The organism is Streptomyces sp. NPDC096310 (assembly GCF_044763125.1).
In the GTDB taxonomy this organism is placed as follows: domain Bacteria; phylum Actinomycetota; class Actinomycetes; order Streptomycetales; family Streptomycetaceae; genus Streptomyces.
Map to the genome: position 1 here is coordinate 134,285 of NZ_JBIWFO010000016.1, position 23,775 is coordinate 158,059.

The window sequence follows — 23,775 nt, forward strand, 5'->3', positions numbered from 1 at the left end:
ACGAAGGTGTCCCTTGTGTTACGCCCCGATGAACCCGCCGGTCGCGTCCGGGGAACGCGGCTATCCTCCGCGGACGCCCGGCGGGCCTACCGCGGGCAGCGGAGACCGGCCGCGGCAGTCACCCTGCTGTCCTGGCGGCGGGGGAGCCGTGTCGGGCTGTACGGGGTGGTTGCCGCGGCCGGAGCTGGTGCGTGCCGTGTACGGCGGGGGCGGGCTGTGTACGACCGGGGGCGGGCCCGCGGCTCAGACGGCCTCCGCGGACTCGGGCAGCTTCTGGGCGAGCACTTCGGTCAGATCGACCACTTCGGCGACGTCGCCGAAGTCCCTGGCGGCGGTGTCGAGCGTCTTGCGCAGCCGGGTGTTGACCCGCTCGGAGCGCACGCAGCGGGCGACGTCCAGGGCCTTCTCCGCCAGCGCCGTGGCCTGCTCGGGCTCGCGGTTGAGGAGGTGGACGGTGGCCATGCCGATCAGGTTGAGCGCGTACGAGCGCTGGTGGTCGTCGTCCTTGGCGAAGAGTTCGACGGCCCGCTGCATGACGGGCTCCGCGAGGGAGGCGTAGGTGGGGCTGCGGCCGGCGACATAGGCCAGATCGCGGTACGAGTGGGCGTTCTCCCCGTTGAGTTCGGCCTCGGAGAAGAAGCGGATCCAGTCGGGCTCCGGCTCACCGTCGAGCCCGACGTCGGAGAAGGTGTCCTCGGCCATTCTGACGGCCCGCTTGGTCTTGCTCGGCTGGCCCATGTTGGCGTACGCCCTGGCCTCCATCGCATACAGCATCGCCTGGGTCCTGGGGGTGGCGCCGTCCCTGCCGCCGTACTGCGCGAGATGGATGAGTTCGAGGGCGTCGTCGGGCCGGCCCAGGTGGATCATCTGGCGGCTCATGGAGGAGAGGATGTACGAGCCGAGCGGCTTGTCCCCGGCTTCCTTGGCGGCGTGCAGGGCCAGCACGAAGTACTTCTGGGCGTTGGGCTGGAGGCCCACGTCGTAGCTCATCCAGCCGGCCAGCTCCGCCAGCTCGGCCGCGCACCGGAAGAGCCGCCTGGAGGTCGCCTCCTGCTGCGGCTCCTGGAGGAGTTCGGTGACCTCGTGGAGTTGGCCGACGACCGCCTTGCGGCGCAGGCCGCCGCCGCATTGGGCGTCCCACAGCCGGAAGCAGGCCGTGGTGGACTCCAGCAGGTCCAGTTCGGGGCCGGAGAGGCGGGTGGGGCGGGTCGGGGCGACGGGGTCCGGCGCCGGCTCGCCCGGGTCGGCCGCGGGGGTGGGCACCAGCCAGCGCTGCATCGGCTCGACGAGGGCGGGCCCGGCGGCCAGCCCCAGGGACGTACCGAGGAAGCCGCGCCGCGCCAGCATCAGGTCGCTGCGGGAGAACTCGCTGATCAGGGCGACGGTCTGGGGGCCGGCCCAGGGCAGGTCGACGCCGGACACCGACGGGGAGCGGTGGGCGGAGCGCAGTCCCAGCTCCTCGACGGCCACCACGGCGCCGAAGCGCTCGGAGAACAGCTCGGAGAGGATGCGCGGGATCGGCTCGCGCGGCTGCTCGCCGTCGAGCCAGCGGCGTACGCGCGAGGTGTCCGTGCTGATGTGGTGCGCGCCCATCTGGCGCGCGCGGCGGTTGACCTGGCGCGCCAGTTCACCCTTCGACCAGCCGCTGCGCAGGAACCACGAGTTGAGCTGCCCGTTCGGACGCTTGCCGGTATCCGTACCGCCTGCGCCGCTGCCCACTGGAAAGCCCCCATCCGACCGAATGCCCTTGTCTCGCGAACCGCTATCAGAATGCCGTGAGTGACGGCCCCGTGTCCGGAGGTTGCGCCCCTTCGAACAGGAAACCGAGTTGCCCTTGGCATACCCGCGAGACTGTCTTACCCCGAGGTTCGTGCACCGAAAGTAATCCTACGATCACCCGTCCGGCGAGGGTGATTCCACAAACGCCACCATTCGCCACCCCTTCGAATGAACTCGCCCGCCACAGGGCGCGATTGACTTGACGAACGACGTTCGGGGGTGGCGGAACGATGCACACCGGGGCGCGTGAATCGGATCGCGCTACCCCCAATGCGACTTCGCGCCACTCGAATGGCCCAAGCGGCAACGGAGCGTCACAGGCAGACTGCGAGTCGTAACCACCGGCGAGTTCGACCCGTTGGAGGGGGCATGGGCTTCACGATCGGCGGCATCCGCGAGATGCGGTCCGGCTCACGCCGCCGCGGTCGCACCACAGAGTGCACCGCGGTGGCGGAGTACACCGGACTCTGGGGCTGGGACGTCATGCCCGGCGCGCGGGCCTCGGGCGGACACTGCTCCTGCGGCGATCCGGGGTGTACGGCGCCGGGCGCCCACCCGCTCGACTTCGGCCCCGAGGTCCCGGCGGGCGCCACGCTGGACGACGCGGCGAAGGCGTGGTCGGAGGTGCCGGGCGCGGCGGTGCTGCTCCCGGTGGGCCGGAGATTCGACATCATCGACGTCGCGGAGCCGGCCGGCAGCCGCGCGCTGGTCCGGCTCGAACGGATGGGCCTCCCGCTGGGCCCGGTGCTGGCGACGCCGACGGGCCGCGCCCGCTTCTTCGTCGCCCCGGGCGCGGCGGCCGGGCTGCCGGAGCTGCTCTACCGGATGGGCTGGGACGACGCGGACCTGGATCTGCACGGTCTGGGCACCGGCGCGTATGTCACGGCGCCCCCGTCGGACCTGGCGGGGCTCGGCCCGGTCCGCTGGCTGCGCCCGCCGTCCCTGGACACGGCCGCGACGCCCCCGCAGGCCCGGCTGCTGCTCGGCATCCTGGCCTATATCTGCCACCGCTCGACGCCACCGCCGTAACCCGGTGGGGGCGGCGGCAGGACGATCACAGGAGTAGTACGAAGGCACGGAGCTCACGGGACCCGAGGTCGCGCGACCGGAGCCACGGGACCCGGGGGCCACGGGGTACGAAGTCCCCGGGATCCGGGGCACGGGGGCCGCGCCCGCCCCGTACCCCCGTACCCCCGTACCCCCGCTCCGGACCGGGGTCAGTCCCCGATCAGCGCGTCGACGAACGCGGCGGGCTCGAACGGCGCGAGATCGTCCGGGCCCTCGCCCAGACCCACCAGCTTCACCGGTACGCCCAGCTCCCGCTGGACCGCGATCACGATGCCGCCCTTTGCCGTACCGTCCAGCTTGGTCAGCACGATCCCCGTGATCTCGACGACCTCCGCGAAGACCCGCGCCTGGACGAGGCCGTTCTGCCCGGTCGTCGCGTCCAGGACGAGCAGCACCTCGTCGAGCGGGCCGTGCTTCTCCACGACCCGTTTGACCTTGCCCAGCTCGTCCATCAGGCCGGTCTTGGTGTGCAGCCGCCCCGCCGTGTCGATGAGGACGACGTCCGCGCCCTCCGCGATGCCCTCCTTGACCGCGTCGAAGGCGATCGACGCCGGGTCGCCGCCCTCCGGGCCCCGTACGGTGCGCGCGCCGACGCGCTCGCCCCAGGTCTGGAGCTGGTCGGCGGCGGCGGCGCGGAAGGTGTCCGCCGCGCCGAGGACTACGGACCGGCCGTCCGCGACGAGCACCCGTGCCAGCTTGCCGGTGGTCGTGGTCTTGCCGGTGCCGTTGACGCCGACGACCATGACGACGCCGGGCGTGTCCAGCCCGCTCTCCGTCTTGACCGCCCGCTCGACATCGGGGTCGAGGAGGACCAGCAGCTCCTCCCTGAGGAGCGTGCGCAGCTCCGCCGGGGTGCGGGTGCCCAGCACCCGGACGCGTTCGCGCAGCCGCTCGACCAGCTCCTGGGTCGGAGCGACGCCGACATCGGCGGTGAGCAGGGTCTCCTCGATCTCCTCCCAGGTCTCCTCGTCCAGATGCTCGCGGGAGAGCAGGGTGAGCAGGCCCTTGCCGAGGGAGTTCTGCGAGCGGGCGAGCCGCGCGCGCAGTCGGACCAGCCGGCCCGCGGACGGCTCGGGCACCTCGATGGCGGGCGCCTCGGCGGCCTCGGCAGCCTCGACGGGCTCCTCGACGACGACCGGCGCACCGGCGGTGGTGTCGGGGAGCCCGACCTCCTCGATCGTGCGGCGCGGTTCGTCGCGCGGTGTCTCCGCCTCGTCACCGACGTGCGGTTCGGCGGGTGGGGCTGTGATGGTCGGCGTGCTCGACGGTGACGAGGGCGGCAGCTTCTTCTTACGGCTGCTGACCACGAGCCCGCTGATCGCGCCGACCGCGACCAGGGCGATGACTACAACAAGGATGACGATTTCCATAACGCTCCCAGTATCAGCCACGGCCGGGCGCGGCTCCCGGCCATGCCGGGGCGCGTCCCGGCGGGGTCCGGCCCGACGACGACTTCAGAGGTTCACACGAAGATCACGAAGATCCTCGTGACGATTTGGACGTTTTACCCCGAACGTACGATGGTGGAGGTTCCGGGTTCGCCCGGAGGTCCACTCCCCCGCGGGAGCCCCCACCTCTGTTCGGAGCCTGTTCATGCCCCACGCCTCCGCATCCGAAGGCGCGATGGAGACTCGTGGCCTGGAGCCCGTCCCCGATGACGAGCGCGCCGGCCATGTGCGGGGACTCTTCCCCACCTGGGTCGCCGCCAACATCAGCGTGCTGCTGCTCACGATGGGGGCCGGCCTGATCGTCCTCAACGGTCTCAACTTCTGGCAGGCGCTGATCGTGGGGGTCACGGCGCCCGTCGTCTCGTACGGCACGGTCGGGCTGATCTCCATCGCGGGCAAGCGCGGCGGGTCGCCCGGGATGGCGCTCTCCCGGGCGGTCTTCGGCCAGCGCGGGAATCTCTTCCCGGGGTCGCTGATCTGGATCGCGCGCTGGGGCTGGGAGACGATCAACGCGGTGACCGGCGCGTACGCCGTGCTGACGGTGCTCGATCTGCTCTTCGGGATCAAGCGCAGCACCCCGCTGGTCGTGATCACGCTGCTGCTCTTCGTGGCCGGGACCTTCCTGGTCTCGGGTCTGGGCATCAAGGCGCTACGGATCTGCAGCACCTGGTCGGCGTATCTCTTCGGCGCGTTCAGCGTGCTGGTGCTCTGCTATCTCATCGCCGGAACCGACTGGTCGGCGGTCTTCGGCAAGCCGGCCGGTTCGACGGCGATGATGATCGCGGGTATCGGCACGATCGCGGCGGGCGGCCTCAGTTGGGTCCCCTCGGGCCCCGACTTCACCCGCTACCTGCCCCGGTCCGCCTCGGGCCGTGCCATGGTCGGCACCACGGTGGGCGGCGCGGGGATCGTGGTGCTCCCCCTGGTGCTGATGGGCGCGGTGATGGCGGTGGGGACGCCGGATCTGGCCACGGCGCAGGACCCGGTCTCCTTCATCGGCGCGCTGCTGCCCACCTGGATCGCCGTGCCGTATCTGCTGATCGCGCTGGTGGGGATGGTGCTGATCAACTCGATGTCGATGTACTCGGCGGGGTTCACGGCGCAGACGCTGGGCATCAGGGTGCCCCGCGCCTGGGCGGTCAGCGTGAACGCGGTGATCAGCCTGGTCCTCGGCTTCCTGCTGATGGTGGTCGCCACGAGCTTCATCGGTTCGTTCGTCTCGTTCCTCACGCTGCTCGCGGTGGCGTTCTCCGCGTGGATCGGCGTCTTCGGCCTGGACATGCTCCGGCGGCGTACGTACGACGGCGCGGCGCTGATGGACACGACCCGCACCAGCGGCTACTGGTACCGCGGCGGCTTCGCCCCGTCGGCCATGGCCGCCTGGGGTACGGCCCTGGTGGTGGGGGTGCTCTTCACCTCGGTGCAGTGGTTCTCGGGCCCCCTCGCCGGGACCTGGGTCGGGGAGAACGGCCTGGGCTGGGTCGTCACCACCCTGGTGGCGGCCGGGTTGTACGGGGTGCTGCCGCGCGAGCGCGCGAAGGCCCCGGAGCCCGCGGAAGCGGACGCCGGGGCCGGAACCGGAGCCAGGACAAGGGCAGGGACGGGGACGGGCTAACCCATCTCCTCCAGCGTCTTCCCCTTCGTCTCCTTCACGAAGAAGAGCACGAACGGAATGGAGAGCGTGGCGAAGCAGGCGTAGATGACGTACGTACCCGAGAGGTTCCAGTCGGCCAGGCTCGGGAAGCTCGCCGTGATGGCCCAGTTGGCGATCCACTGCGCCGAGGCGGCGACACCGAGGGCGGCGGCGCGGATCCGGTTCGGGAACATCTCGCCGAGGAAGACCCAGACGATGACGCCCCATGAGAGCGCGAAGAAGAGCACGAACACATGCGCGGCGATCAGGGCGACAGTCCCCTCGGTGCTGGGGAGCTTGCCGTCGACCAGGTGGGCGGAGAACGCCCATGCCTCGCAGGCGAGCGCGACGGCCATACCGGCGGAGCCGACGAGGGCGAGCGGCCTGCGGCCGACCCGGTCCACCAGGACCATCGCGATCACGGTGCCGATGATGTTGACGATCGATGTCGTGAACGAATAGAGGAACGAACTGGACGGGTCGATCCCGACGGACTGCCAGAGCGTCGCCGAGTAGTAGAAGGCGACGTTGATGCCGACGAGCTGCTGGAAGACCGAGAGCCCGATCCCCACCCAGACGATGGGCAGGAAGAAGAAGCCGCCACCGCCCAGCAGATCCTTGAAGGTCGACTTGTGCTCACGGTGCATCGCGTGCTTGATCTCTTCGACCCGCGCGTCCAGGTCGACGTCCTTGCTCTCGACCTCGGCGAGCACCTGCTTGGCGCGGTCCACCCGGCCGACCGAGATCAGGAAACGCGGGGACTCGGGGATCGCGAAGGAGAGCAGACCGTAGAGCACTGCCGGTACGACCATCACACCGAGCATCCACTGCCACGCTTCGAAGCCCAGCAGCTTGCCGCGCTGGTCGCCGTTGGCGAGCTGGAGGATGCCGTAGTTGACGAGCTGCGAGATGGCGATGCCGATGACGATCGCGGCCTGCTGGAAGGAGCCGAGCCGGCCGCGGTAGGCGGCCGGCGAGACCTCGGCGATGTACGCGGGGCCGATCACCGACGCCATGCCGATCGCGAAGCCGCCGATGATCCGCCAGAACGCGAGATCGTAGATGTTGAACGGCAGGGCCGAGCCGACCGCGCTGACCGTGAAGAGGACGGCGGAGATCTGCATGCAGCGGATCCGGCCGATCCGGTCGGCGATCCGGCCCGCCGTGGCGGCCCCGATCGCGCAGCCGATCAGTGCGATGGCGATGACCTGGGCGAGGGCCGCGGAGCCGATGTCGTACCGGTCCCGGATGGCCTCGACGGCCCCGTTGATCACCGAGCTGTCGTAGCCGAAGAGGAAGCCGCCCATCGCGGCGGCCGCCGTGATGAAGACGACATGGCCGAGGTGTTCGGGATGGGCCGCTCGACCTCCTGGCGGCGGAACCTGCGCTGTGCTGGTCACGTGTACTCCTGAGGCCGCCCGGCTGCGTCGCCGGGCGTGGGGTGGGCGAGCCTTTCAAGTGAGGCATAACGTCTCGCCAGCCACCACTTGAAGACAAAAGCAACGCGCAAGAGACTATGCCTTCATGTTTTGAAGGGATGCTGCGGGGCTGCTCGCGGCACGGTACGACAAATCCCGCGCCATCCCCGCACCGAACCTTCAAGATCCGAAGACGACATGACCCTCGGCGAAGCCATGAACCTCAGTGGAGCCGCTGGCTGATGACCTTGGATACCCCGTCGCCCTGCATCGACACCCCGTAGAGCGCGTCGGCCACCTCCATCGTCCGTTTCTGATGGGTGATCACGATGAGCTGGGAGCTCTCCTGGAGCTCCTGCATGATGCGGATCAGCCGCTGGAGATTGGTGTCGTCGAGCGCCGCCTCTACCTCGTCCATCACGTAGAACGGGCTCGGCCTGGCCTTGAAGATCGACACCAGCAGCGCCACCGCGGTCAGGGACCGTTCGCCGCCGGAGAGCAGCGAGAGCCGCTTGACCTTCTTGCCCGGTGGCCTGGCCTCCACGTCCACGCCCGTGGTCAGCATGTTCTCCGGATCCGTGAGGATCAGCCGCCCCTCCCCGCCCGGGAAGAGCCGCGAGAAGACGCCCTCGAACTGGACGGCGGTGTCCCGGAACGCCTCGGTGAAGACCTGCTCCACCCGCTCGTCGACCTCCTTCACCACCCCCAGCAGATCGGCCCGGGCCTTCTTCAGGTCTTCGAGCTGCGCGGAGAGGAACTGGTGGCGCTCCTCCAGCGCCGCGAACTCCTCCAGGGCCAGCGGATTCACCTTCCCGAGCTGCTGATACGCCCGTTCGGCGGCCTTGAGCCGCTTCTCCTGCTCGGCCCGCGCGTACGGCCTGGGCCGGTTCCGCGGGTCCCCCGGGTCCTCCGGCAGCTCCTCCCCCTCGGCCGCCGGCGAGGGCGGCACGGGCTGGTCGGGGCCGTACTCGGCGATCAGCCCGGCCGGCTCCACGCCCAGCTCCTCCAGCGCCTTCGCCTCAAGCTGCTCGATCCGCAACCGCTTCTCGGCGCCGAGCACCTCGCCGCGGTGCACCGAGTCGGTGAGCTTGTCCAGCTCGCTCTTGAGGTCACGGCCGGTGTTCCGCTCGGCGGTCAGCTCCTGGTCGCGTACGGCCCTGGCCTCCTCGGCGGCGGCCCGCTCCGCCTCGGCCCGTACGACCGATACCTCCACGTGCGCGAGCAGTTGCCGGGCGCCGGCCGCGACCGCCGCGGCGACGCGTGCCTCGTGACGCAGCCGGGCGCGCCGCCGCTCCGCGCGCGCCCGCGCCTCGCGCTCGGCGCGCGCCGCCCGGTCGAGGCCGTCGGCGCGGCCCGCGAGCCCCTTCACCCGCTCCTCGTGGGTACGGACCTGGAGCCGCGCCTCCATCTCGGTCTGCCGGGCGTTCGCGCCGTCGGCGGCCAGCCGGTCCCGTACGGAGGTGTCCGGTTCCTCCTGGCCCTGCCCGAAGGGGGACTCCTCCTCCGCGACGAGCAGCCGCTCCGTCAGCTCCTCCGCCTCCTCCGTGGCCCGCTCCAGCGCCTCCTGCGCCTCGGCGGCTGCTCCGGCGGCACGTTCGGCCTCCGCGGCGGCGGCGCGGGCCTGTCCGGAGAGCCGCCCGAGCCTCCCGGACACGGCGGACTTCTCGCGGTCGGCGGCGCGGCGCCGCTCCCCCAGCTCCTCCACGAGCGCGGCGTGTCCGGTGCGGCGCGCGGCGGCGGTGCGGCGCGCCGCGTCCAGCTCCTCGCACCGTACGGCGAGCCGCTCCAACTCGGCGGCGGCCTCGTCGACGGATGCCCGCACCTCCAGCAGGCTGGGCGCCCCGGCGGAGCCGCCGTGCGCGAAGTGCGCCCCGAGGACATCCCCTTCGGCGGTCACGGCGATGAGCGTGGGCCGTGCGGTGACAAGTGCCTCGGCGTCGTCGAGGGTGGCGACGACCACCATGTCCCGTACGAGCCGCCGTACGGCGCCCATCAGCTCGGCGGGTCCCTGGACGAGGTCGGCGACGTACGGCGCGGCGACGGCGGTCCGTACGGAACCGGCCGTGGCGGAGGCCGCCCCCGCCGCCCCCGCCGCGCCTCCCGCCCCCGCCTGATCCGCCCCGGGGCCGCCGCTCTGCGCGGGCACCCCGCCCGGTGCGGGCCTGGCGGGCGGAGGCGACGGAACAGGGGAAGCGGGGGAAGTGGAAGGAGCGGACGGAGCGGGCGACGACGCCTTCGACGGTGCGTCCGGTGCCGGGGCGCCCAGCAGCAGCGCCGCCCGGCCCGCGTCCCGTTCGCGCAGCAGCCGCAGGGCCTCCACCGCCGCGGCGGGACCGCTGACCGCGATCGCGTCGGCCGCGGCGCCCAGCGCCGCGGCGACCGGGATCTCCCGGCCCGGGGTGACGCTGAGCACTTCCGCCGCGGGACCCAGCAGACCGGTGAGCCGGTCGCGGGCGCCCAGCAGCGCCCCGGTGCCGTCCTTGCGGCGCAGCCCCAGGGCGAGGGCGTCGTGGCGGGCGGAGAGCGCGGCGTGTTCGCGCTCCGCCGTGGTCGCGGCGTCGCGCGCCGCGCTCTGCGCCCGCTCCGCGCCGGCGAGCGCGCGGCGGGCCTCCTCGTACCGGGCCGCGAGCGCGTCGTCCTCCGCGTCGAGCCCGTCGACCTCGGCCTTGAGCAGTTCGTACTCCTCCCCCGCCCTGGCCGCGCGTTCGTGCGCCTCGTCCCTGGCCGCGGCGAGGCGGCCGATCTCCGCCTGGGCCGAGGCCGCCCGGCCACGCGCCGCGGTGACCTGGCCGTGCAGCCGGGCCAGGCCCTCGCGGCGGTCGGCGAGCGCGCGGGCGGCGTCCCTGAGGCGGCGTTCCTCCTCGGCGAGCGCCCGCTCCAGCTCGGCGCGGTGGGCGACGGTGTCCTCGCGTGCGTGCTCGGCCGCCTCCAGCGCGGCGGCCAGCTCCGCCTCCTGCTCCCGGATCCGGGCGGCCTCGCGCTCCATGTCCTCGGGGTCGCGGCCGCGCCGCTCCTCCTCGGGGGCGTTGGTGGCGCTGGTGACCCGCGCGTCGGCCAGCGAGATGGTGCCGCGTACCCGTTCGGCGAGCTGCGACAGCTCGTACCAGGTCTGCTGTGCCTTCCGCAGGCGCGGCGCGAGCCGCCGTACCTCCTCCTCCAGTTCGGCCTCGCGGGTCAGCGCGGCCTTCAGCCTGTTCTCGGCCTCCTCCTTGCGGCCCTTCAGCTCGGCCTCGTCCGCGATCTCCGTACGCAGCGCCTCGCGCAGCCGCACCAGATCGTCGGCGAGCAGCCGCAGCCGGGCGTCGCGCAGATCGGCCTGGATGACGGCGGCGCGGCGCGCGACCGCCGCCTGCCGGCCGAGAGGTTTGAGCTGGCGGCGCAGTTCGTCCGTGAGGTCCTGGACACGGGCGAGATTCGCCTTCATCGCCTCCAGCTTCCGCAGCGCCTTCTCTTTCCGCTTACGGTGCTTCAGCACCCCGGCGGCTTCCTCGATGAATGCCCGGCGACCCATCGGATCGGCGTGGAGTACGGAGTCGAGCTGGCCCTGGCCGACGATCACATGCATCTCGCGGCCGATACCGGAGTCGGAGAGCAGCTCCTGGATATCGAGCAGCCGGCAGGTGTCGCCATTGACCTGGTATTCGCTGCCGCCGTTGCGGAACATGATCCGCGTAATGGTGACCTCGGCGTAGTCGATCGGCAGCGCCCCGTCGGAGTTGTCGATCGTGAGAGAGACCTCCGCGCGGCCGAGCGCGGGGCGCCCGGTCGTGCCGGCGAAGATCACGTCTTCCATTTTCCCGCCGCGCAGCGACTTCGCGCCCTGCTCTCCCATGACCCAGGAGAGCGCGTCCACCACATTGGATTTCCCGGAGCCGTTCGGGCCCACGACGCAGGTGATACCCGGCTCGAAGCGCAGCGTCGTGGCGGAGGCGAAGGATTTGAACCCGCGCAGGGTCATGGCCTTGAGGTGCACGCCGCCGGACTCTACCGGGCCCGGATCGTCCGCCGGCGGTTTCACCGTGGAACGCGCAGGGCACATCAGACGTTAAGAAAGGCGTGGCAGCGCCAACAAAGCTTCGTACAGGGGAAGATGGAAAGAAAGAAGGGACGCCGGAGCGTCCCTTGCATATCTTGCGAGAGTGTTTCTCACCCGGCCCCGACGGGGGCTGTCTTCAGGTGAGCGCGGGCTCCGCCTGGGGTACGTCAATGTCGATGCCGTTGAGCAGCGACTCTCCGGGGTGCTGTGCGACAGCCGCGTTCAGCACGTCGTTCTCGGACTGGATCCGTACGAGCTCGGATTCGAGGTCCTGGACGCGCTGCTGAAGCCGTCGCATCTCGGCGAGGAGTCGCGGGTCGGAACCGCCGACATAACCGAGAAGCGCCTTTGCCATGATGAATGGTCCTCCACACTGAGTGACCGACCGAATGCGGTGTGGGTCGTGAGGGAAATCGCACCCGCGGTGCCTGGCAGTGCTTGTTCATCACTGCGGTTCCTACTGCGGTTCTTACTGCCAAACAGCTAAGGTGCGCGGGGATTCCAGAGTCTCACCAAAAAGTTTGACGGTCAACACGATCACAGCCCGCGGCGCCGGGCGGCCCGGTGGCGCGGGGCCGCGGCCTGCGGCTGCGCGCGCTCTCCCCGGGTCCCGGGGGCGCGGGGATCTTCGCTGACCGGGGAGCTTGGCACGGCCGGCCATTCTTGGCAACCACCAGGTCATCGCTGGTCATCGCGGAGAGTCGGGTATTCCGGCGGCATTTCCCGGTCGCCGCCGGGCACGAGGGCGGCCGCGCTTCTCAGCGGATGGCGAAGCTCTCGTATCCGCCGCGTGGGGTGTCCCAGATCTCAGTGACTCCGTCGACTCGCCCGGGTGTGTCGGCGGAGCGGAGCCAGTCCAGCAGTTGGTGGCAATGGTCACGCGGCCCCTCCGCGACGATCTGCACCCTGCCGTCGTCGAGATTGAGGGCGAATCCGGTGAGACCGCCGATCTCCAGAGCGTTCGCCCTGGTGAACCAGCGGAAGCCGACTCCTTGCACTCTGCCGCGGACCCAAGCCGTGAGACGTACATCTTCTTTCATAGGCGCAAAGCTAATCGGCCAATTGCTCTCCAGGCCCGGCACCCCCACGTGCCATGCCGTACAGTCCGGTCGCAATGAGCCTCACTCATACGGGTGAGTAACGTTGCCGTCGAGACTGAGGAAGGCACCACAGATGGGACGCCACCGACGCTCCGCCGCCCCCGGCGCACCTGTCGTATCCCCTGAGGACTCCGCCAATGGCCCCGCAGGCGCGCCGCGCCGCAAGGGCCGGGTCACCAAGCCCGTCCGTACGGGACTTCTCGGCGCCTCCGCGGCGATGGCGGTCGGCGCCGTCGCGGTCGCCTCCGGTCTGCTCCCCGGCGGGGGCCAGTTCTCCGTGAGCGGCGGCGGCACCACCGGTGAGCAGATCCGCAGCGAGGGCGCCCCCGAGTTGCAGCAGCAGGGCAGTACCTCCGCGGACCCGACGCGGGCGACGACGCTGGAGCCGAGCCGCAGCGCGGAGCGTACGACGGGCCCGAAGAAGTCGGCCTCGCCCTCCGCCTCCCCGACGCGGACGAAGCCCGCCCCGGCGCCGCCGAAGGCGAAGACACAGACCCCGTCCAAGGACACGGGCACCCGCTCCGGCTCCGGCTCCGCGGGCTCCTCCGCCGGCTCGCCCACCAAGGAGGACGAGGCCCCGGCGCCCGCGCAGACCACCGAGCGCGCCGGCGAGCAGTCCCAGGCGGCCCCCTCGTCCACCGCGTCGGCTGTGCTCTCGCTGGTCAACCAGGAGCGGGCCAAGGTCGGCTGCGCCGCGCTGAAGGCCGACGCGAGCCTGAACGCACTGGCACAGGGCTTCAGCGACGACATGGCCGCGCGCGGCTTCTTCGACCACACGGACCCCGACGGCGACACGCCCTGGGATCGCGCGGACCAGGCCGGTGTGAAGAACCTCGGAGGCGAGAACATAGCCCGGGGGCAGGCCACCGCCGAGGCGGTGATGGACTCCTGGATGAACAGCGAGGGCCATCGCGCGAACATCTTGAACTGCGACTACACCCGGCTCGGCGTCGGGGTGAACACCAGCTCCGGCGGCCCGTGGTGGACGCAGAACTTCGGCTTCTGACCCGGCCCGGTACGGGGCCGGTGAGCCAGCCTGTGAGCCGCCCCGTCGACCGCCTCGTACGGCGCGCGGTACGCCCGCCCGTATGCTCACTGTAAGAAAGCGCCGCCCATCGGGTGGCGCTTTCCGCTAGTAGGGTGGGGATATGGACACTCTCTCCGCTGACGCCGGGCTCGACGGGTTCGCCTTCGACGTGTTCTCCCGGCAGTGCCCCTCGCGCGGCACGCTGGAGCATGTGACGGGCCGCTGGGGCGGTCTCACCCTGTGCGCGCTCCACGAGAGCGGCTTCCGCTTCAACGAGTTGCGGCGGCGCGTCGACGGGGTGAGCGAGAAGATGCTCTCCCAGACCCTGCACGCACTGGAGCGGGACGGCCTCGTACGCCGCGACGCCCAGCCGGTCAACCCGCCGCGCGTGGACTACGAGCTGACGCCGCTGGGACGCGAGGTCGCCGGGCGGCTGCTCGGCCTCGTCCACCTGCTGGAGGGCCGGATGCCCGAGGTGCTGGAGGCGCGGGAGCGTTACGACGCGGCGCGCGGCGGGCGCTGACAGCGCGGGCAGAAGTAGCTGGAGCGGTTCATCCAGGGGCGCCGGCGGATCGGGGTCCCGCAGCGGCCGCACGGCTCGCCCTCGCGTCCGTACGCGTCGAGCGACCGGTCGAAGTAACCGGACTCGCCGTTCACATTGACGTACAGGCTGTCGAAGCTGGTGCCGCCGACGGAGAGCGCCGCGTTCATCACGTCGCGCGCGTGGCCGAGCAGTTCGGCGGCGCGTGGCCGGGGCAGTGTCGCGGTGGGGCGTTCGTAGTGGAGCCGGGCGCGCCACAGCGCCTCGTCCGCGTAGATGTTGCCGACGCCGCTGATCAGCGACTGGTCGAGCAGTGCGCGCTTGACCGTCGTACGGCGCAGTTTCAGCGCGGTGAGGAAGGCGTCCTCGTCGAAGGCGGGGTCCAGGGGGTCACGGGCGATGTGCGCGATGACGTCCGGCACCCCGTCGGGGGTGTTGTCGTGGAGCGAGAGGCCACCGAAGGTGCGCTGGTCGACGAAGCGCAGCTCGGTTCCGAGCGCGTCGTCGAAGCGGACGCGAATTCGCAGATGCTTCTCGGCGGGGGCGGTCTCGGGCTGTACGAGGAGCTGACCGCTCATCCCGAGGTGGCCGAGGATCGAGGCGTCGGTGTCGGTGAGCGGCAGCCACAGATACTTGCCGCGGCGCCGTGCGACGCCGATGGTGTGCCCCTTGAGGCGCGCCGCGAAGTCCGTGCCGCCCCCGAGGTGGCGCCGTACCGCACGCGGGTGGAGCACCTCGGTCCCTGCGACGGTCCGGCCGCTGATCCAGCGTTCGAGTCCGCGCCGGACGACTTCGACCTCGGGCAGCTCGGGCACGGGAGGCTCCTCGGATACGGAACGAAGCGGAACGGGGCGGAACGGGGCGGAAACAGGACCGGACAGCACCGGACGGGGCGACGGCGGTCAGCGGGTACGGAGCCCGGCGGACGGGGCCGCACGGGAGACGCCCCTCGCGCCGCGGACGACGCGAGGGGCGTACCAGGAAGGAGCGTGCGGACGGACGGTCAGCCCGTCGCCGTGTCCGCCGGAGCCTGCCCGGCCGGAGCGGCGTCGGCGGCCCCTCCGGCATCGACGGCGACCGGTTCACCGGAGTCGGCCGGGGCCGGTTCGGCGGCGCCGGTCCCGGCCGCCGCTTCCCGTTCGTCGGCCGAGGCCCGGATGGACCGCCAGGCGGACTCCGCCGCCTGCTGCTCCGCTTCCTTCTTGCTGCGGCCGGTGCCGGTGCCGTACGAGACACCACCGACGCGGGCGGCAGCAGTGAAGGTCTTCTCGTGGTCGGGTCCTGTCTCCGTGACGAGGTACTCGGGCACGCCGAGGGCCTCCGCCGCGGTCAGCTCCTGGAGACTGGTCTTCCAGTCCAGGCCCGCCCCGAGGTTCGAGGACTTCTCGATCAGCGGGTCGAAGAGCCGGTGCACCAGCTCGGACGCCGCTCCGAGACCCTGATCGAGATAGACGGCGCCGATCACCGCTTCAAGGGTGTCGGCGAGGATGGACGCCTTGTCCCGGCCTCCTGTGCCCTCTTCGCCCCGGCCGAGCCGGATGAAGGAGCCGAGTTCGAGGCCGCGGCCCACTTCCGCCAGCGCACGCGAGTTGACCACCGCGGCCCGCAGCTTGGCCAGTTGGCCTTCCGGCAGGTCGGGGTGGATGCGGTACAGCGTGTCCGTGACCACCAGGCCGAGCACCGAGTCCCCGAGGAATTCGAGCCGCTCGTTGGTGGGCAGACCGCCGTTCTCGTACGCGAACGAACGGTGGGTCAGCGCACGCACCAGAAGGGCGGTCTCGAGCTGATACCCGAGCCGCCCTTCCAGAAGCGTGTGGGACGAGGCCGTACTGACAGTGTCTGTCTGCTTCTTAGCAGGGGACAGTTCAGACATCGAGCCTCTCACCAGCCGCTCAGACCTCGAGGACCTGGCGCTTGTTATAGGTGCCGCAGCTCGGGCACGCGATGTGCTGGAGCTTCGGCTCCTGGCAACGCTCGCACGAAACCAGGTTGGGGACCGCAGCCTTCCACTGCGACCGGCGGTGGCGCGTGTTGCTGCGCGACATCTTCCGCTTCGGAACAGCCACGGCTACTTCTCCTGCTTCTCGTCGACGCCGGCTTCGGCGCCGCCCATGTTGTCCTTCTCGCCGTCCTTGACGGTCTCGGCGAGTCCCTGCAATGCCGCCCAACGGATGTCGACGGCGTCGTGGTGGTGGTCCGGGTTCTCGTCCAGCCTGATCCCACATGTGGAACACAGACCGGAGCAGGTCTCCCGGCACACCGGCTGCATCGGCAGTGCGAGCACCACCGCATCACGCAGCACGGGTTCGAGGTCGAACAGACCGTCCTCGATGAAGAGCGTGTCCTCGTCGTCCTCGGCATCGTCGGCCGGCTCCGCACGGCTGCGGCCCCGGTCGTCGGTGTCGTGGTACGAGAACATCTCCTGGAAGTCCGCCGCCACTTCCTGGCTGAGCGGCTCCAGACACCTTACGCACTCCCCCTCGGCCGAGACACGGGCGGTGCCCGTGACGAGCACCCCTTCCATGACCGACTCAAGACGGAGGTCCAGCTCCACCGGGGCGCCCTCGGGCGCTCCGATGACCCCGTCGATGCCGAAGTCCTTGGGGGCGGGCACCGAGCGGGTCAGCTTCCGGAGCGCACCAGGACGCCGCCCCAGCTCGTGTGTGTCGAACACGAGGGGGTTGTGGTGGTCGAGGCGCGCGTTCAGGGCTTTTCCCGCTTTCGAAAATCTATGGAGAGAAGGGCCGCCACCGTCGCTGGAGCGAAGCGGGCAGCCTGAGCCGCGGACATGCACACGGCCGAAGAACCAGGGTACTGGACCGGCCGCCGTAGACCCAATCCGGTCCCTGACCGGACCGGACCCGGTCAGGGACACGTCCGGGCCGGGCCCGTGTCCGGGCCCGTGTCCGCTCCGGGCCCGGCCCGGTCAGCGGCCCTGTTCGTAGCGGCGGAGCTGCTCCAGGTCGATCATGCTCGTGTCGAAGAAGCTGGTCTCGTCGAGCGCGCCCTGCTGCTGGTCGGCGCGGGCGGCGGGCAGAGCCGGCAGAGCGGGGCGCCCGTCCGTCTGCTGCTGCTGCCAGCCGTAGTTCTGGTCGTACCCCTGGGCCTGCTGCTGCGCGCCCTGGCCCTGGTCCTGACCGTACCCCTGCTGCTGGTACGTGTACGGGTCCTGCTGGTAGCCGTACGCGTCCTGCTGCTGGTAGCCCGCGCCGTAGCCGGGGTCGGCCGCGGCGTACGCCGGGTCCTGGTAGCCGGCGGCTACGTCGTAGCCGCCGTCCTGGTAGCCCGGGCCGGCGGGCTGCTGCGCCGTCTGCGCGTAGGCGGGGTCCGTGTACGGCTGCTGGGCGGGCGCGGGGGGCAGGGCGGGCTCCGGAGGAGCCGGGGGCTGCTGCGGGGCCGCCACGGGCGCCTGGAGGGCTTCCCTCGGGGTACCGGCGAGGTCTGCCAGGTAGTCGGCGTCGCTGGTGCGCGCCTGCGGGCCCGCCGCGTCCTGGGCGGCCATGTGCGCCCCCAGCTCGTCGGACTCCGTACGGCCGTGGAGCTTCTGCCGGCCCCGGCCGACCGCTTCGAGCGTCTTGGTCAGCACGGCCTCGAAGGCGCCGATCTTGGCGTCGACGTACTCGTCGGCGCGCCGGATCAGAGTGCTGGGGTCCGCGCTGTACTCCGGGGCGTCGTCGTCATCGGCGCCCGCGTACCCCGGTTCGCCGGAGCCCGGGGAGCGGCCGAGCAGCTTCTCGCGGCCCCGGTCGACGGAGCCGATGGTCTTGGTCAGGACGACCTCGAAGTTGGCGAGCTTGGAGTCGACGTAGTCGTCGGCCTCCGCCCGGATCTCCTCGGCCTCCCTGCGGGCCTCGGCGAGGATACGGTCGGCCTCCTCCTGGGAGCGGCGGGCGACCGCCGTGTCGGAGATCAGCGTGGAGCGCTGGGCGTGCGCCCCCTCGATGATGCGCTCCGCCTCCTGGCGGGCCTGCTCGGCGAGCTGTTCCTGCCCGCCGATCAGCTCCTGCGCCTGGGCCAGCGAGTCGGGCAGCGCCTCCCGTACCTCTTCGAGCAGCGCGAGCAGCTCGGCCCGGTTGACCACACAGGACGCCGACATGGGCATCGAGCGGGCGTTGCCCACCGTGTCGACGATCTCGTCGAGCTTCTTCTGCACGTCCACCGTGTGCTCGCCACTCTTTCGGCCGGTTTGGAGACGGACGCAACGACTGTAAGGCCAGTCCGCTTCCGTCCGACACCGGGTGACGGACGGTCAGCGCGTCACTTCCTGCCGAGGCGCTCTATGACCGCGGTGTGGACGGCGGGCGGCAGCAGGTGGGAGACGTCCCCGCCCCAGGTGGCCACTTCCTTCACCAGGGATGAGGAAAGGAAGCTGTAGGTGGGGTTGGTGGGGACGAACAGGGTCTCGACGCCCGAGAGTCCGTTGTTCATCTGGGCCATCTGCAGCTCGTAGTCGAAGTCGCTGACGGCCCGCAGGCCCTTCACGATGGCCGGGATGTCGCGCTGCTTGCAGAAGTCCACGAGGAGGCCGTGGAAGGACTCCACCTCGACGTTGCCGAACTCGGCGGTGACCTCGCGGATCAGGCCGATCCGCTCCTCGATCGTGAACAGTCCCTGCTTGGACTGGTTGATCATCACCGCGACGTGTACGACGTCGTACAGCTTGGAAGCGCGGGCGATGATGTCGAGATGTCCATTGGTGATGGGGTCGAAGGACCCCGGACAGACGGCGCGGCGCAACTGAATTCCCTCGCTCTCCGGTCCGGTCATGGTGCGTCTTCGTCACAAGAAGCGGCGCGACCGTACCAAAGCGTTCCCTCGCCGTAGCGACGGGACCGCAACGGCACGAAACCTGCCGGCCAGCCGAACTGCCCACCTCTGGTGCTGCGTTCCACGGTGGCGACGGCGTCGCCGCTGAGCCACCCCCCGGTCCGGAGTGTGAGCAGGATCTCCCGAAGATCGTCGTCGGTGACGGCGTACGGCGGATCGAGGAACACCAGGTCGTACGGGTCCTGCGGGGCGGGTCCCGTGACGATCTGCTCCGCCTTGCCGGTACGGACCTCGGCGCCGGGCAGTCCGAGCGCCGCGACGTTCTCGCGGACGGTACGGGCGGCGCGGCCGTCGGCCTCGACGAGCAGGGCGTGCACGGCGCCGCGCGAGAGCGCTTCGAGGCCGACGGCTCCGGACCCGGCGTACAGATCGGCGATCCGGACGCCGTCCAGGGTGCCGAGGAGCGACTGCCAGGTGGAGAAAAGGCCCTCACGCGCCCGGTCGGAGGTGGGGCGGGTGCCGGTGCCGGGCGGGACGGCGAGCCGGCGCCCGCCGGCGGCACCGGCGATCACGCGGGTCATGGGTGTCGGGTCCTCGGTTCGTGGGAGGGGCTGGGACGGACAGCGGTGGGGCGGTGGTCGGCGACGACCGCCCGGGCTCCACGATATGGCGTACGGCGGACCCGGGCCCGGCCGGTGCTCGCGAACCGGCCCGCGCCGCCTTCTCGTCAGCCCTTGTCGAGGTACTGCTCGCGCTCCGTGTCCAGCAGCGCGTCCAGCGCCGTGCGCAGCTCGGGGCTGGACTCCAGCTCCGGGTCGGCGGCGACCACCGCCACGGCCTCCTCGCGGGCGGCGGCGATGATCTCCTCGTCCTCGATGACGGCGAGCATCCGCAGCGAGGAACGCACCCCGGACTGGGCCTGGCCCAGTACATCGCCCTCGCGGCGCTGTTCGAGGTCGATCCGGGACAGCTCGAAGCCGTCGAGCGTGGCGGCGACCGCGCCGAGCCGGGCCCTGGCGGGGCTCGCCTCCGGCATGTCGGTGACCAGGAGGCAGAGACCGGGGGCCGCGCCGCGGCCGACCCGGCCGCGCAACTGGTGGAGCTGGGAGACGCCGAACCGGTCCGCGTCCATGATCACCATCGCGGTGGCGTTGGGGACGTTCACCCCGACCTCGATGACCGTCGTCGCGACCAGGACGTCCACCTCGCCCGCGGCGAAGCGGCGCATCACGGCGTCCTTGTCGTCCGGCTGCATCCGTCCGTGCAGGACCTCGACCCGGAGCCCGGCCAGCGGCCCCGCCGAGAGCTGGTCCGCCACGTCGAGGACGGCGAGCGGGGGCCGCTTCTCGGCGTCCTCCGCGGCCTTCTCCTTGGCCTTCTCCTTGGCCTTTTCCTTTGCGTTCTCCTTGGCGGGGGCCTTCTTCGTGCCGCTCTTCGGGCCCTTGCCGCCCTTGGAGCCCTTCTCGTCCTCGTCGTCCCCGATCCGGGGGCAGACCACGTACGCCTGGTGCCCCTTGCCGACCTCCTCCCGCACCCGTTCCCAGGCGCGGGCCAGGAAGTGCGGCTTGTCCTGGGCGGGGACGACATGGCTGGCGATCGGGGAACGCCCGGCCGGGAGCTGGTCCAGTACGGAGGTCTCCAGGTCACCGAAGACGGTCATGGCGACCGTACGGGGGATGGGGGTGGCCGTCATGACCAGCAGGTGCGGCGGCTGCTTGCCCTTGGAGCGCAGCGCGTCGCGCTGCTCCACGCCGAAGCGGTGCTGCTCGTCCACGACGACCAGGCCCAGATCGTGGAAACGCACCTTGTCCTCGATCAGCGCGTGTGTGCCGATCACCATCCCGGCCTCGCCGGTGACCAGGTCGAGCAGGGCCTGACGGCGCGCGGCGGTGCCCATGGAGCCGGTGAGCAGCACCACCTTGGTGGCGTTCTCCGCGCCGCCGAGCGTCCCGCCCTCGGCCAGTCCGCCCATCATCTCGGTGATCGAGCGGTGGTGCTGCTGGGCGAGGACCTCGGTGGGCGCCAGCAGCGCGGCCTGGCCGCCCGCGTCCACGACCGTGAGCATGGCGCGCAGCGCGACGAGGGTCTTGCCGGAGCCGACCTCGCCCTGGAGCAGCCGGTGCATGGGGTGTTCGGTGGCGAGGTCCGCGAAGATCTCGGCGGTGACCTTCCGCTGGCCCTCCGTGAGCGTGAAGGGCAGCTCGGCGTCGAAGGCGTCGAGCAGACCGCCCGCCACCGGCTTCCTGGCGACGGCGGGGAGCTGCGTGTCCGCGTACCGCCGCCGGGCCAGCGCGACCTGGAGGACGAACGCCTCGTCCCACTTGAGGCGCGCGCGGGCGTCCTCGATGTCGGCCTTGGTCTCGGGCCGGTGGACCTTGAGCAGTGCCTCGGGCAGCGGCACGAAGCCGCGCCCGTCGCGCAGCGCGGGCGGCAGCGGGTCGGCGGCCTCCACGGCGCGGGGCAGCACGGCGTCGACGGCTTTGGTGATCTTCCAGGACTCCAGGCCCTTGCAGGCCGGGTAGATCGGGATCAGCTTGCCCGCGAAGGCGTCCACGGCGCTCGCGTCGTCGTCCCCCGGCTCCCCGTCGGGGCGGCCGAGCGGGACGTATGTGGGATGCGCGAGCTGGAGCTTGCGGTTGAAGACGGACACCTTCCCGGCGAACATGCCGCGGCTGCCGGGCGGCAGTTCCTTGTGCGGCTTGTGGAGCCCCCGGCCGAAGAAGACGAGCTGGAGCCGGCCGCTGCCGTCGGTGAGGGTGATCTCCAGGCGCTGGCCGCGGCCGTGGTTGAACGTGAGGATCCGGGAGTCCGCGACCTGGGCGACCACCGTCACGTCCTCGTCCAGCGGGAGTTCGGCCAGGGTGGTGAGCTGGCCGCGCTCCTCGTACCGCCGTGGGTAGTGGTGGAGCAGGTCGCCGACCGTGTGCAGGCCGAGGTGTTCGGCCATCACCTTCGCGGTGGCGGGGCCGAGCGACTTCTTGAGTGGTTCATCCAGCGCGGACACGCGATCCATTGCACACCACTCCACTGACAGCCGTCGCGCACCCCCAGGTTTCCGCAGGTCACGGCCGTGCCGTCGCGGCCGGTCGCAGTGCCGGACCCGGTCCGGGACCTGGTGCGGGGCCCGGTCCGGGCGCCGGTCTCACTCCACGCCGACGAGCAGGAGCGCGGACTGCCGGCCGCCCCGGTAGACGACGGTGTCGACGGCGAGATGGCCCTCGCGTACGTAGCTCTCCAGACGGGCGGCGAGCGTGTCGGGGACGTCCTCCCGGAGGACGAGCGTCACGAGTTCGCCGCCCGCGGAGAGCATCCGGGAGAGCACCGTCTCCGCCGTGGCGGAGAGTTCGGAGCCGATGACGGCGACGTCCCCGTCGATCAGCCCCAGGACGTCCCCGGCCTGGCAGATGCCCGCCATGGTCCAGGACTGGCGCTCCGCGACGGCCAGTTCGGCGTAGCGGGTGGCCCCGGCGGCGCTGGTCATCGCGACGACGTCCTCGTCGAAGCGGCGGTCGGGCTGGTGCACGGCGAGCGCGGCAATGCCCTGGACGGCGGCCCGGGTCGGGATGAGGGCGACCCGTACCCCTTCGGCGCGGGCCTGTTCGGCGGCGGCCGCCGCGGTGTGGCGCAGGGCCTCGTCGTTCGGCAGGAGGACCACCTCGCGGGCGTGCGCGCGCCGGATCGCCTCGACCAGTTCGCCGCTGGCGGGCGGCTCCCCGGGGCGGGCGAGGACGGTCGTCGCGCCCGCCTCGGCGCAGAGCCCCGCCAGCCCCTCGCCGGGGACGACCGCGACGACGGCGCGCTGGACGCGCGGCTCTTCGGCGGCGGCGCCGAAGTGGGTGATACGGATGCGGTAGGGGCGGCCCGCCTCGACGCCGGCCTCGACGGCGGCGCCCGCGTCGTCGACATGGACGTGCACGTTCCACAGCCCGTCGCCGCCGACGACCACCAGGGAGTCCCCGAGCCCGTCGAGCCGGGCCTTCAGCCGGGCCACGGCGGCCTCGTCCGCCTCCAGCAGGTAGATCACCTCGAACGCGGGGCCGCCCTCCATGGCGCATGCCTCGGCGGCGGACTCCACCGCCACGGGGTCGTCGTGCCGGCGGTGGCCCGCCGGGAAGGGCGCTGGCGCGTCGCCGGTGAGGCAGCGCACCAGAGCGCCCAGCACGGTGAGGAGCCCCCGGCCGCCAGCGTCGACGACGCCCGCGCGGCCGAGCACGGCGAGCTGGCCGGGGGTGGCGTCGAGCGCGGCGCGCGCGCCCGCGTACGCGGCCCGTACGGCGCTGGCCGCGTCCGCCCCGTACGCGGCGCCCCCGTCCGGCCCGGACGCCCCGGACACCGCGGACGCCCCGGACGCCCCGGACACCGCGGACGCCCCGTTCGCGCCGTACGGGGCGTCCGCGCGGGCCGCCGCCTCGGCCGCGTCGGCGGCGGCGCTCGCCACGCTCAGGATCGTGCCCTCGACGGGGTGCGCGACGGCCTCGCGGGCGAGTTCGGCGGCGCGTCGCAGCGCCGGGGCGAGCCGGCCGCCGTATCCCTGCCCGTGTCCCCGCCCAAACCCCTCGCCGTGTCCCTCGTCCGCGTGATCCCCGTCACCGGGCGCCCCGTCCGCCAGCACCTCGGCCATGCCGCGCAGAAGCTGCGCCAGGATCGTCCCCGAGTTTCCCCGGGCGCCGATCAGCGCGCCGTGTGCCATGGCCCGTACGGCGTCGGCCGGGGCGGGCGCGGAGACACCCGTCTCGTGCGCCGCGAACACGGCCTCGACCGCCTGTGCGGCGGACTCCACGGTCAGATAGAGGTTGGTGCCGGTGTCCCCGTCCGCGACCGGATAGACGTTGATCGCGTCGATCTCCTCGCGCTCCCGGCCCAGGGCCTCCAGCGCCAGCGCGCACCAGCTCCGCACCGCTGCGGCGTCGAGGGTCTGCGGCACCTGCGGGGTCCTCCTCCGTCGGTCGGCGTGATGC

Annotated in this window: 19 protein-coding genes; 4 read left to right on the forward strand and 15 right to left on the reverse strand. The window is 71.8% G+C overall.

Annotated elements, in window-relative coordinates; translation table 11 throughout:
• Window positions 1–243: 243 nt before the first annotated feature.
• Window positions 244–1,593: a hypothetical protein gene (locus ACIQ7D_RS26100; RefSeq protein ID WP_403941443.1), complete on the reverse strand. Its 1,350-nt coding sequence runs from the start codon at window positions 1,591–1,593 to the stop codon at window positions 244–246.
• 555 nt (window positions 1,594–2,148) lie between these two features.
• Here ACIQ7D_RS26100 and ACIQ7D_RS26105 point away from each other — a divergent pair.
• Entirely contained in the window at window positions 2,149–2,808 is a 660-nt protein-coding gene (locus ACIQ7D_RS26105) for a bifunctional DNA primase/polymerase (RefSeq protein ID WP_403941375.1), read from the forward strand.
• A 188-nt stretch (window positions 2,809–2,996) separates the two neighbouring features.
• Here ACIQ7D_RS26105 and ftsY read toward each other — a convergent pair whose 3' ends face one another.
• Window positions 2,997–4,217: a signal recognition particle-docking protein FtsY gene (gene ftsY / locus ACIQ7D_RS26110; protein ID WP_403941377.1), complete on the reverse strand. Its 1,221-nt coding sequence runs from the start codon at window positions 4,215–4,217 to the stop codon at window positions 2,997–2,999.
• Between the two features lie 223 nt (window positions 4,218–4,440).
• Here ftsY and ACIQ7D_RS26115 point away from each other — a divergent pair, with 223 nt between their 5' ends.
• Complete coding sequence (locus ACIQ7D_RS26115; protein ID WP_403941379.1) at window positions 4,441–5,910, forward strand: purine-cytosine permease family protein; 1,470 nt, start codon at window positions 4,441–4,443, stop codon at window positions 5,908–5,910.
• Here ACIQ7D_RS26115 and ACIQ7D_RS26120 read toward each other — a convergent pair.
• From ACIQ7D_RS26120 to ACIQ7D_RS26135, 4 genes are all read right to left on the reverse strand, one after another.
• A complete protein-coding gene (locus tag ACIQ7D_RS26120; RefSeq protein WP_403941381.1) occupies window positions 5,907–7,328 on the reverse strand; it encodes a sugar porter family MFS transporter in 1,422 nt (473 codons plus the stop codon). The genes ACIQ7D_RS26115 and ACIQ7D_RS26120 overlap by 4 nt on opposite strands.
• A gap of 241 nt (window positions 7,329–7,569) precedes the next feature.
• Window positions 7,570–11,319, reverse strand: coding sequence for an AAA family ATPase (locus tag ACIQ7D_RS26125; protein WP_403941382.1), 3,750 nt, complete (start codon window positions 11,317–11,319; stop codon window positions 7,570–7,572).
• Window positions 11,320–11,518: 199 nt separating this feature from the next.
• Complete coding sequence (locus ACIQ7D_RS26130; RefSeq protein ID WP_030351764.1) at window positions 11,519–11,737, reverse strand: hypothetical protein; 219 nt, start codon at window positions 11,735–11,737, stop codon at window positions 11,519–11,521.
• A 403-nt stretch (window positions 11,738–12,140) separates the two neighbouring features.
• On the reverse strand, window positions 12,141–12,422 hold the full coding sequence (locus ACIQ7D_RS26135; RefSeq protein ID WP_403941384.1) for an acylphosphatase: 282 nt from the start codon (window positions 12,420–12,422) through the stop codon (window positions 12,141–12,143).
• 133 nt (window positions 12,423–12,555) lie between these two features.
• Between ACIQ7D_RS26135 and ACIQ7D_RS26140 the strand changes: the two genes are divergently transcribed.
• Both ACIQ7D_RS26140 and ACIQ7D_RS26145 read left to right on the forward strand, forming a co-directional pair.
• The gene (locus tag ACIQ7D_RS26140; RefSeq protein WP_403941386.1) at window positions 12,556–13,488 is read left to right on the forward strand and encodes a CAP domain-containing protein; all 933 of its coding nucleotides are present in this window, start codon (window positions 12,556–12,558) and stop codon (window positions 13,486–13,488) included.
• A 142-nt stretch (window positions 13,489–13,630) separates the two neighbouring features.
• Window positions 13,631–14,032, forward strand: coding sequence for a winged helix-turn-helix transcriptional regulator (locus ACIQ7D_RS26145; RefSeq protein WP_403941388.1), 402 nt, complete (start codon window positions 13,631–13,633; stop codon window positions 14,030–14,032).
• On the opposite strand, the gene mutM is transcribed toward ACIQ7D_RS26145, so the two are convergent.
• From mutM to ACIQ7D_RS26190, 9 genes are all read right to left on the reverse strand, one after another.
• Complete coding sequence (mutM, locus tag ACIQ7D_RS26150; protein WP_403941390.1) at window positions 14,005–14,865, reverse strand: bifunctional DNA-formamidopyrimidine glycosylase/DNA-(apurinic or apyrimidinic site) lyase; 861 nt, start codon at window positions 14,863–14,865, stop codon at window positions 14,005–14,007. The two genes, ACIQ7D_RS26145 and mutM, sit on opposite strands and share 28 nt — an antisense overlap.
• Before the next feature lie 188 nt (window positions 14,866–15,053).
• Window positions 15,054–15,923 carry a ribonuclease III gene (gene rnc, locus ACIQ7D_RS26155; RefSeq protein ID WP_403941392.1) on the reverse strand — a complete coding sequence of 290 codons (870 nt, stop codon included), beginning with the start codon at window positions 15,921–15,923 and terminating at the stop codon, window positions 15,054–15,056.
• A gap of 19 nt (window positions 15,924–15,942) precedes the next feature.
• Complete coding sequence (gene rpmF / locus ACIQ7D_RS26160; protein ID WP_053675094.1) at window positions 15,943–16,116, reverse strand: 50S ribosomal protein L32; 174 nt, start codon at window positions 16,114–16,116, stop codon at window positions 15,943–15,945.
• Window positions 16,117–16,118: 2 nt separating this feature from the next.
• Window positions 16,119–16,757 carry a YceD family protein gene (locus ACIQ7D_RS26165; RefSeq protein ID WP_403941445.1) on the reverse strand — a complete coding sequence of 213 codons (639 nt, stop codon included), beginning with the start codon at window positions 16,755–16,757 and terminating at the stop codon, window positions 16,119–16,121.
• Window positions 16,758–16,976: 219 nt separating this feature from the next.
• A complete protein-coding gene (locus ACIQ7D_RS26170; protein WP_403941393.1) occupies window positions 16,977–18,209 on the reverse strand; it encodes an ATP synthase F0 subunit B in 1,233 nt (410 codons plus the stop codon).
• A 98-nt stretch (window positions 18,210–18,307) separates the two neighbouring features.
• Window positions 18,308–18,787, reverse strand: a complete 480-nt coding sequence (gene coaD, locus ACIQ7D_RS26175) for a pantetheine-phosphate adenylyltransferase (protein ID WP_403941447.1) — start codon at window positions 18,785–18,787, stop codon at window positions 18,308–18,310.
• Window positions 18,788–18,813: 26 nt separating this feature from the next.
• Complete coding sequence (gene rsmD, locus ACIQ7D_RS26180) at window positions 18,814–19,398, reverse strand: 16S rRNA (guanine(966)-N(2))-methyltransferase RsmD (protein ID WP_403941395.1); 585 nt, start codon at window positions 19,396–19,398, stop codon at window positions 18,814–18,816.
• Between the two features lie 146 nt (window positions 19,399–19,544).
• Window positions 19,545–21,830: an ATP-dependent DNA helicase RecG gene (gene recG, locus ACIQ7D_RS26185; RefSeq protein WP_403941397.1), complete on the reverse strand. Its 2,286-nt coding sequence runs from the start codon at window positions 21,828–21,830 to the stop codon at window positions 19,545–19,547.
• 129 nt (window positions 21,831–21,959) lie between these two features.
• Window positions 21,960–23,741 carry a DAK2 domain-containing protein gene (locus ACIQ7D_RS26190; RefSeq protein WP_403941399.1) on the reverse strand — a complete coding sequence of 594 codons (1,782 nt, stop codon included), beginning with the start codon at window positions 23,739–23,741 and terminating at the stop codon, window positions 21,960–21,962.
• Window positions 23,742–23,775: the final 34 nt, after the last annotated feature.

Bases quoted from the DNA above. Each gene is read 5' to 3' on its own strand.
- ACIQ7D_RS26100 (WP_403941443.1), bottom strand. From the start codon at position 1,593: ATGGGCGCGCACCACATCAGCACGGACACCTCGCGCGTACGCCGCTGG.
- ACIQ7D_RS26105 (WP_403941375.1), top strand. From the start codon at position 2,149: ATGGGCTTCACGATCGGCGGCATCCGCGAGATGCGGTCCGGCTCACGC.
- ftsY (WP_403941377.1), bottom strand. From the start codon at position 4,217: ATGGAAATCGTCATCCTTGTTGTAGTCATCGCCCTGGTCGCGGTCGGC.
- ACIQ7D_RS26115 (WP_403941379.1), top strand. From the start codon at position 4,441: ATGCCCCACGCCTCCGCATCCGAAGGCGCGATGGAGACTCGTGGCCTG.
- ACIQ7D_RS26130 (WP_030351764.1), bottom strand. From the start codon at position 11,737: ATGGCAAAGGCGCTTCTCGGTTATGTCGGCGGTTCCGACCCGCGACTC.
- ACIQ7D_RS26135 (WP_403941384.1), bottom strand. From the start codon at position 12,422: ATGAAAGAAGATGTACGTCTCACGGCTTGGGTCCGCGGCAGAGTGCAA.
- ACIQ7D_RS26140 (WP_403941386.1), top strand. From the start codon at position 12,556: ATGGGACGCCACCGACGCTCCGCCGCCCCCGGCGCACCTGTCGTATCC.
- ACIQ7D_RS26145 (WP_403941388.1), top strand. From the start codon at position 13,631: ATGGACACTCTCTCCGCTGACGCCGGGCTCGACGGGTTCGCCTTCGAC.
- rnc (WP_403941392.1), bottom strand. From the start codon at position 15,923: ATGTCTGAACTGTCCCCTGCTAAGAAGCAGACAGACACTGTCAGTACG.
- rsmD (WP_403941395.1), bottom strand. From the start codon at position 19,398: ATGACCCGCGTGATCGCCGGTGCCGCCGGCGGGCGCCGGCTCGCCGTC.
- recG (WP_403941397.1), bottom strand. From the start codon at position 21,830: ATGGATCGCGTGTCCGCGCTGGATGAACCACTCAAGAAGTCGCTCGGC.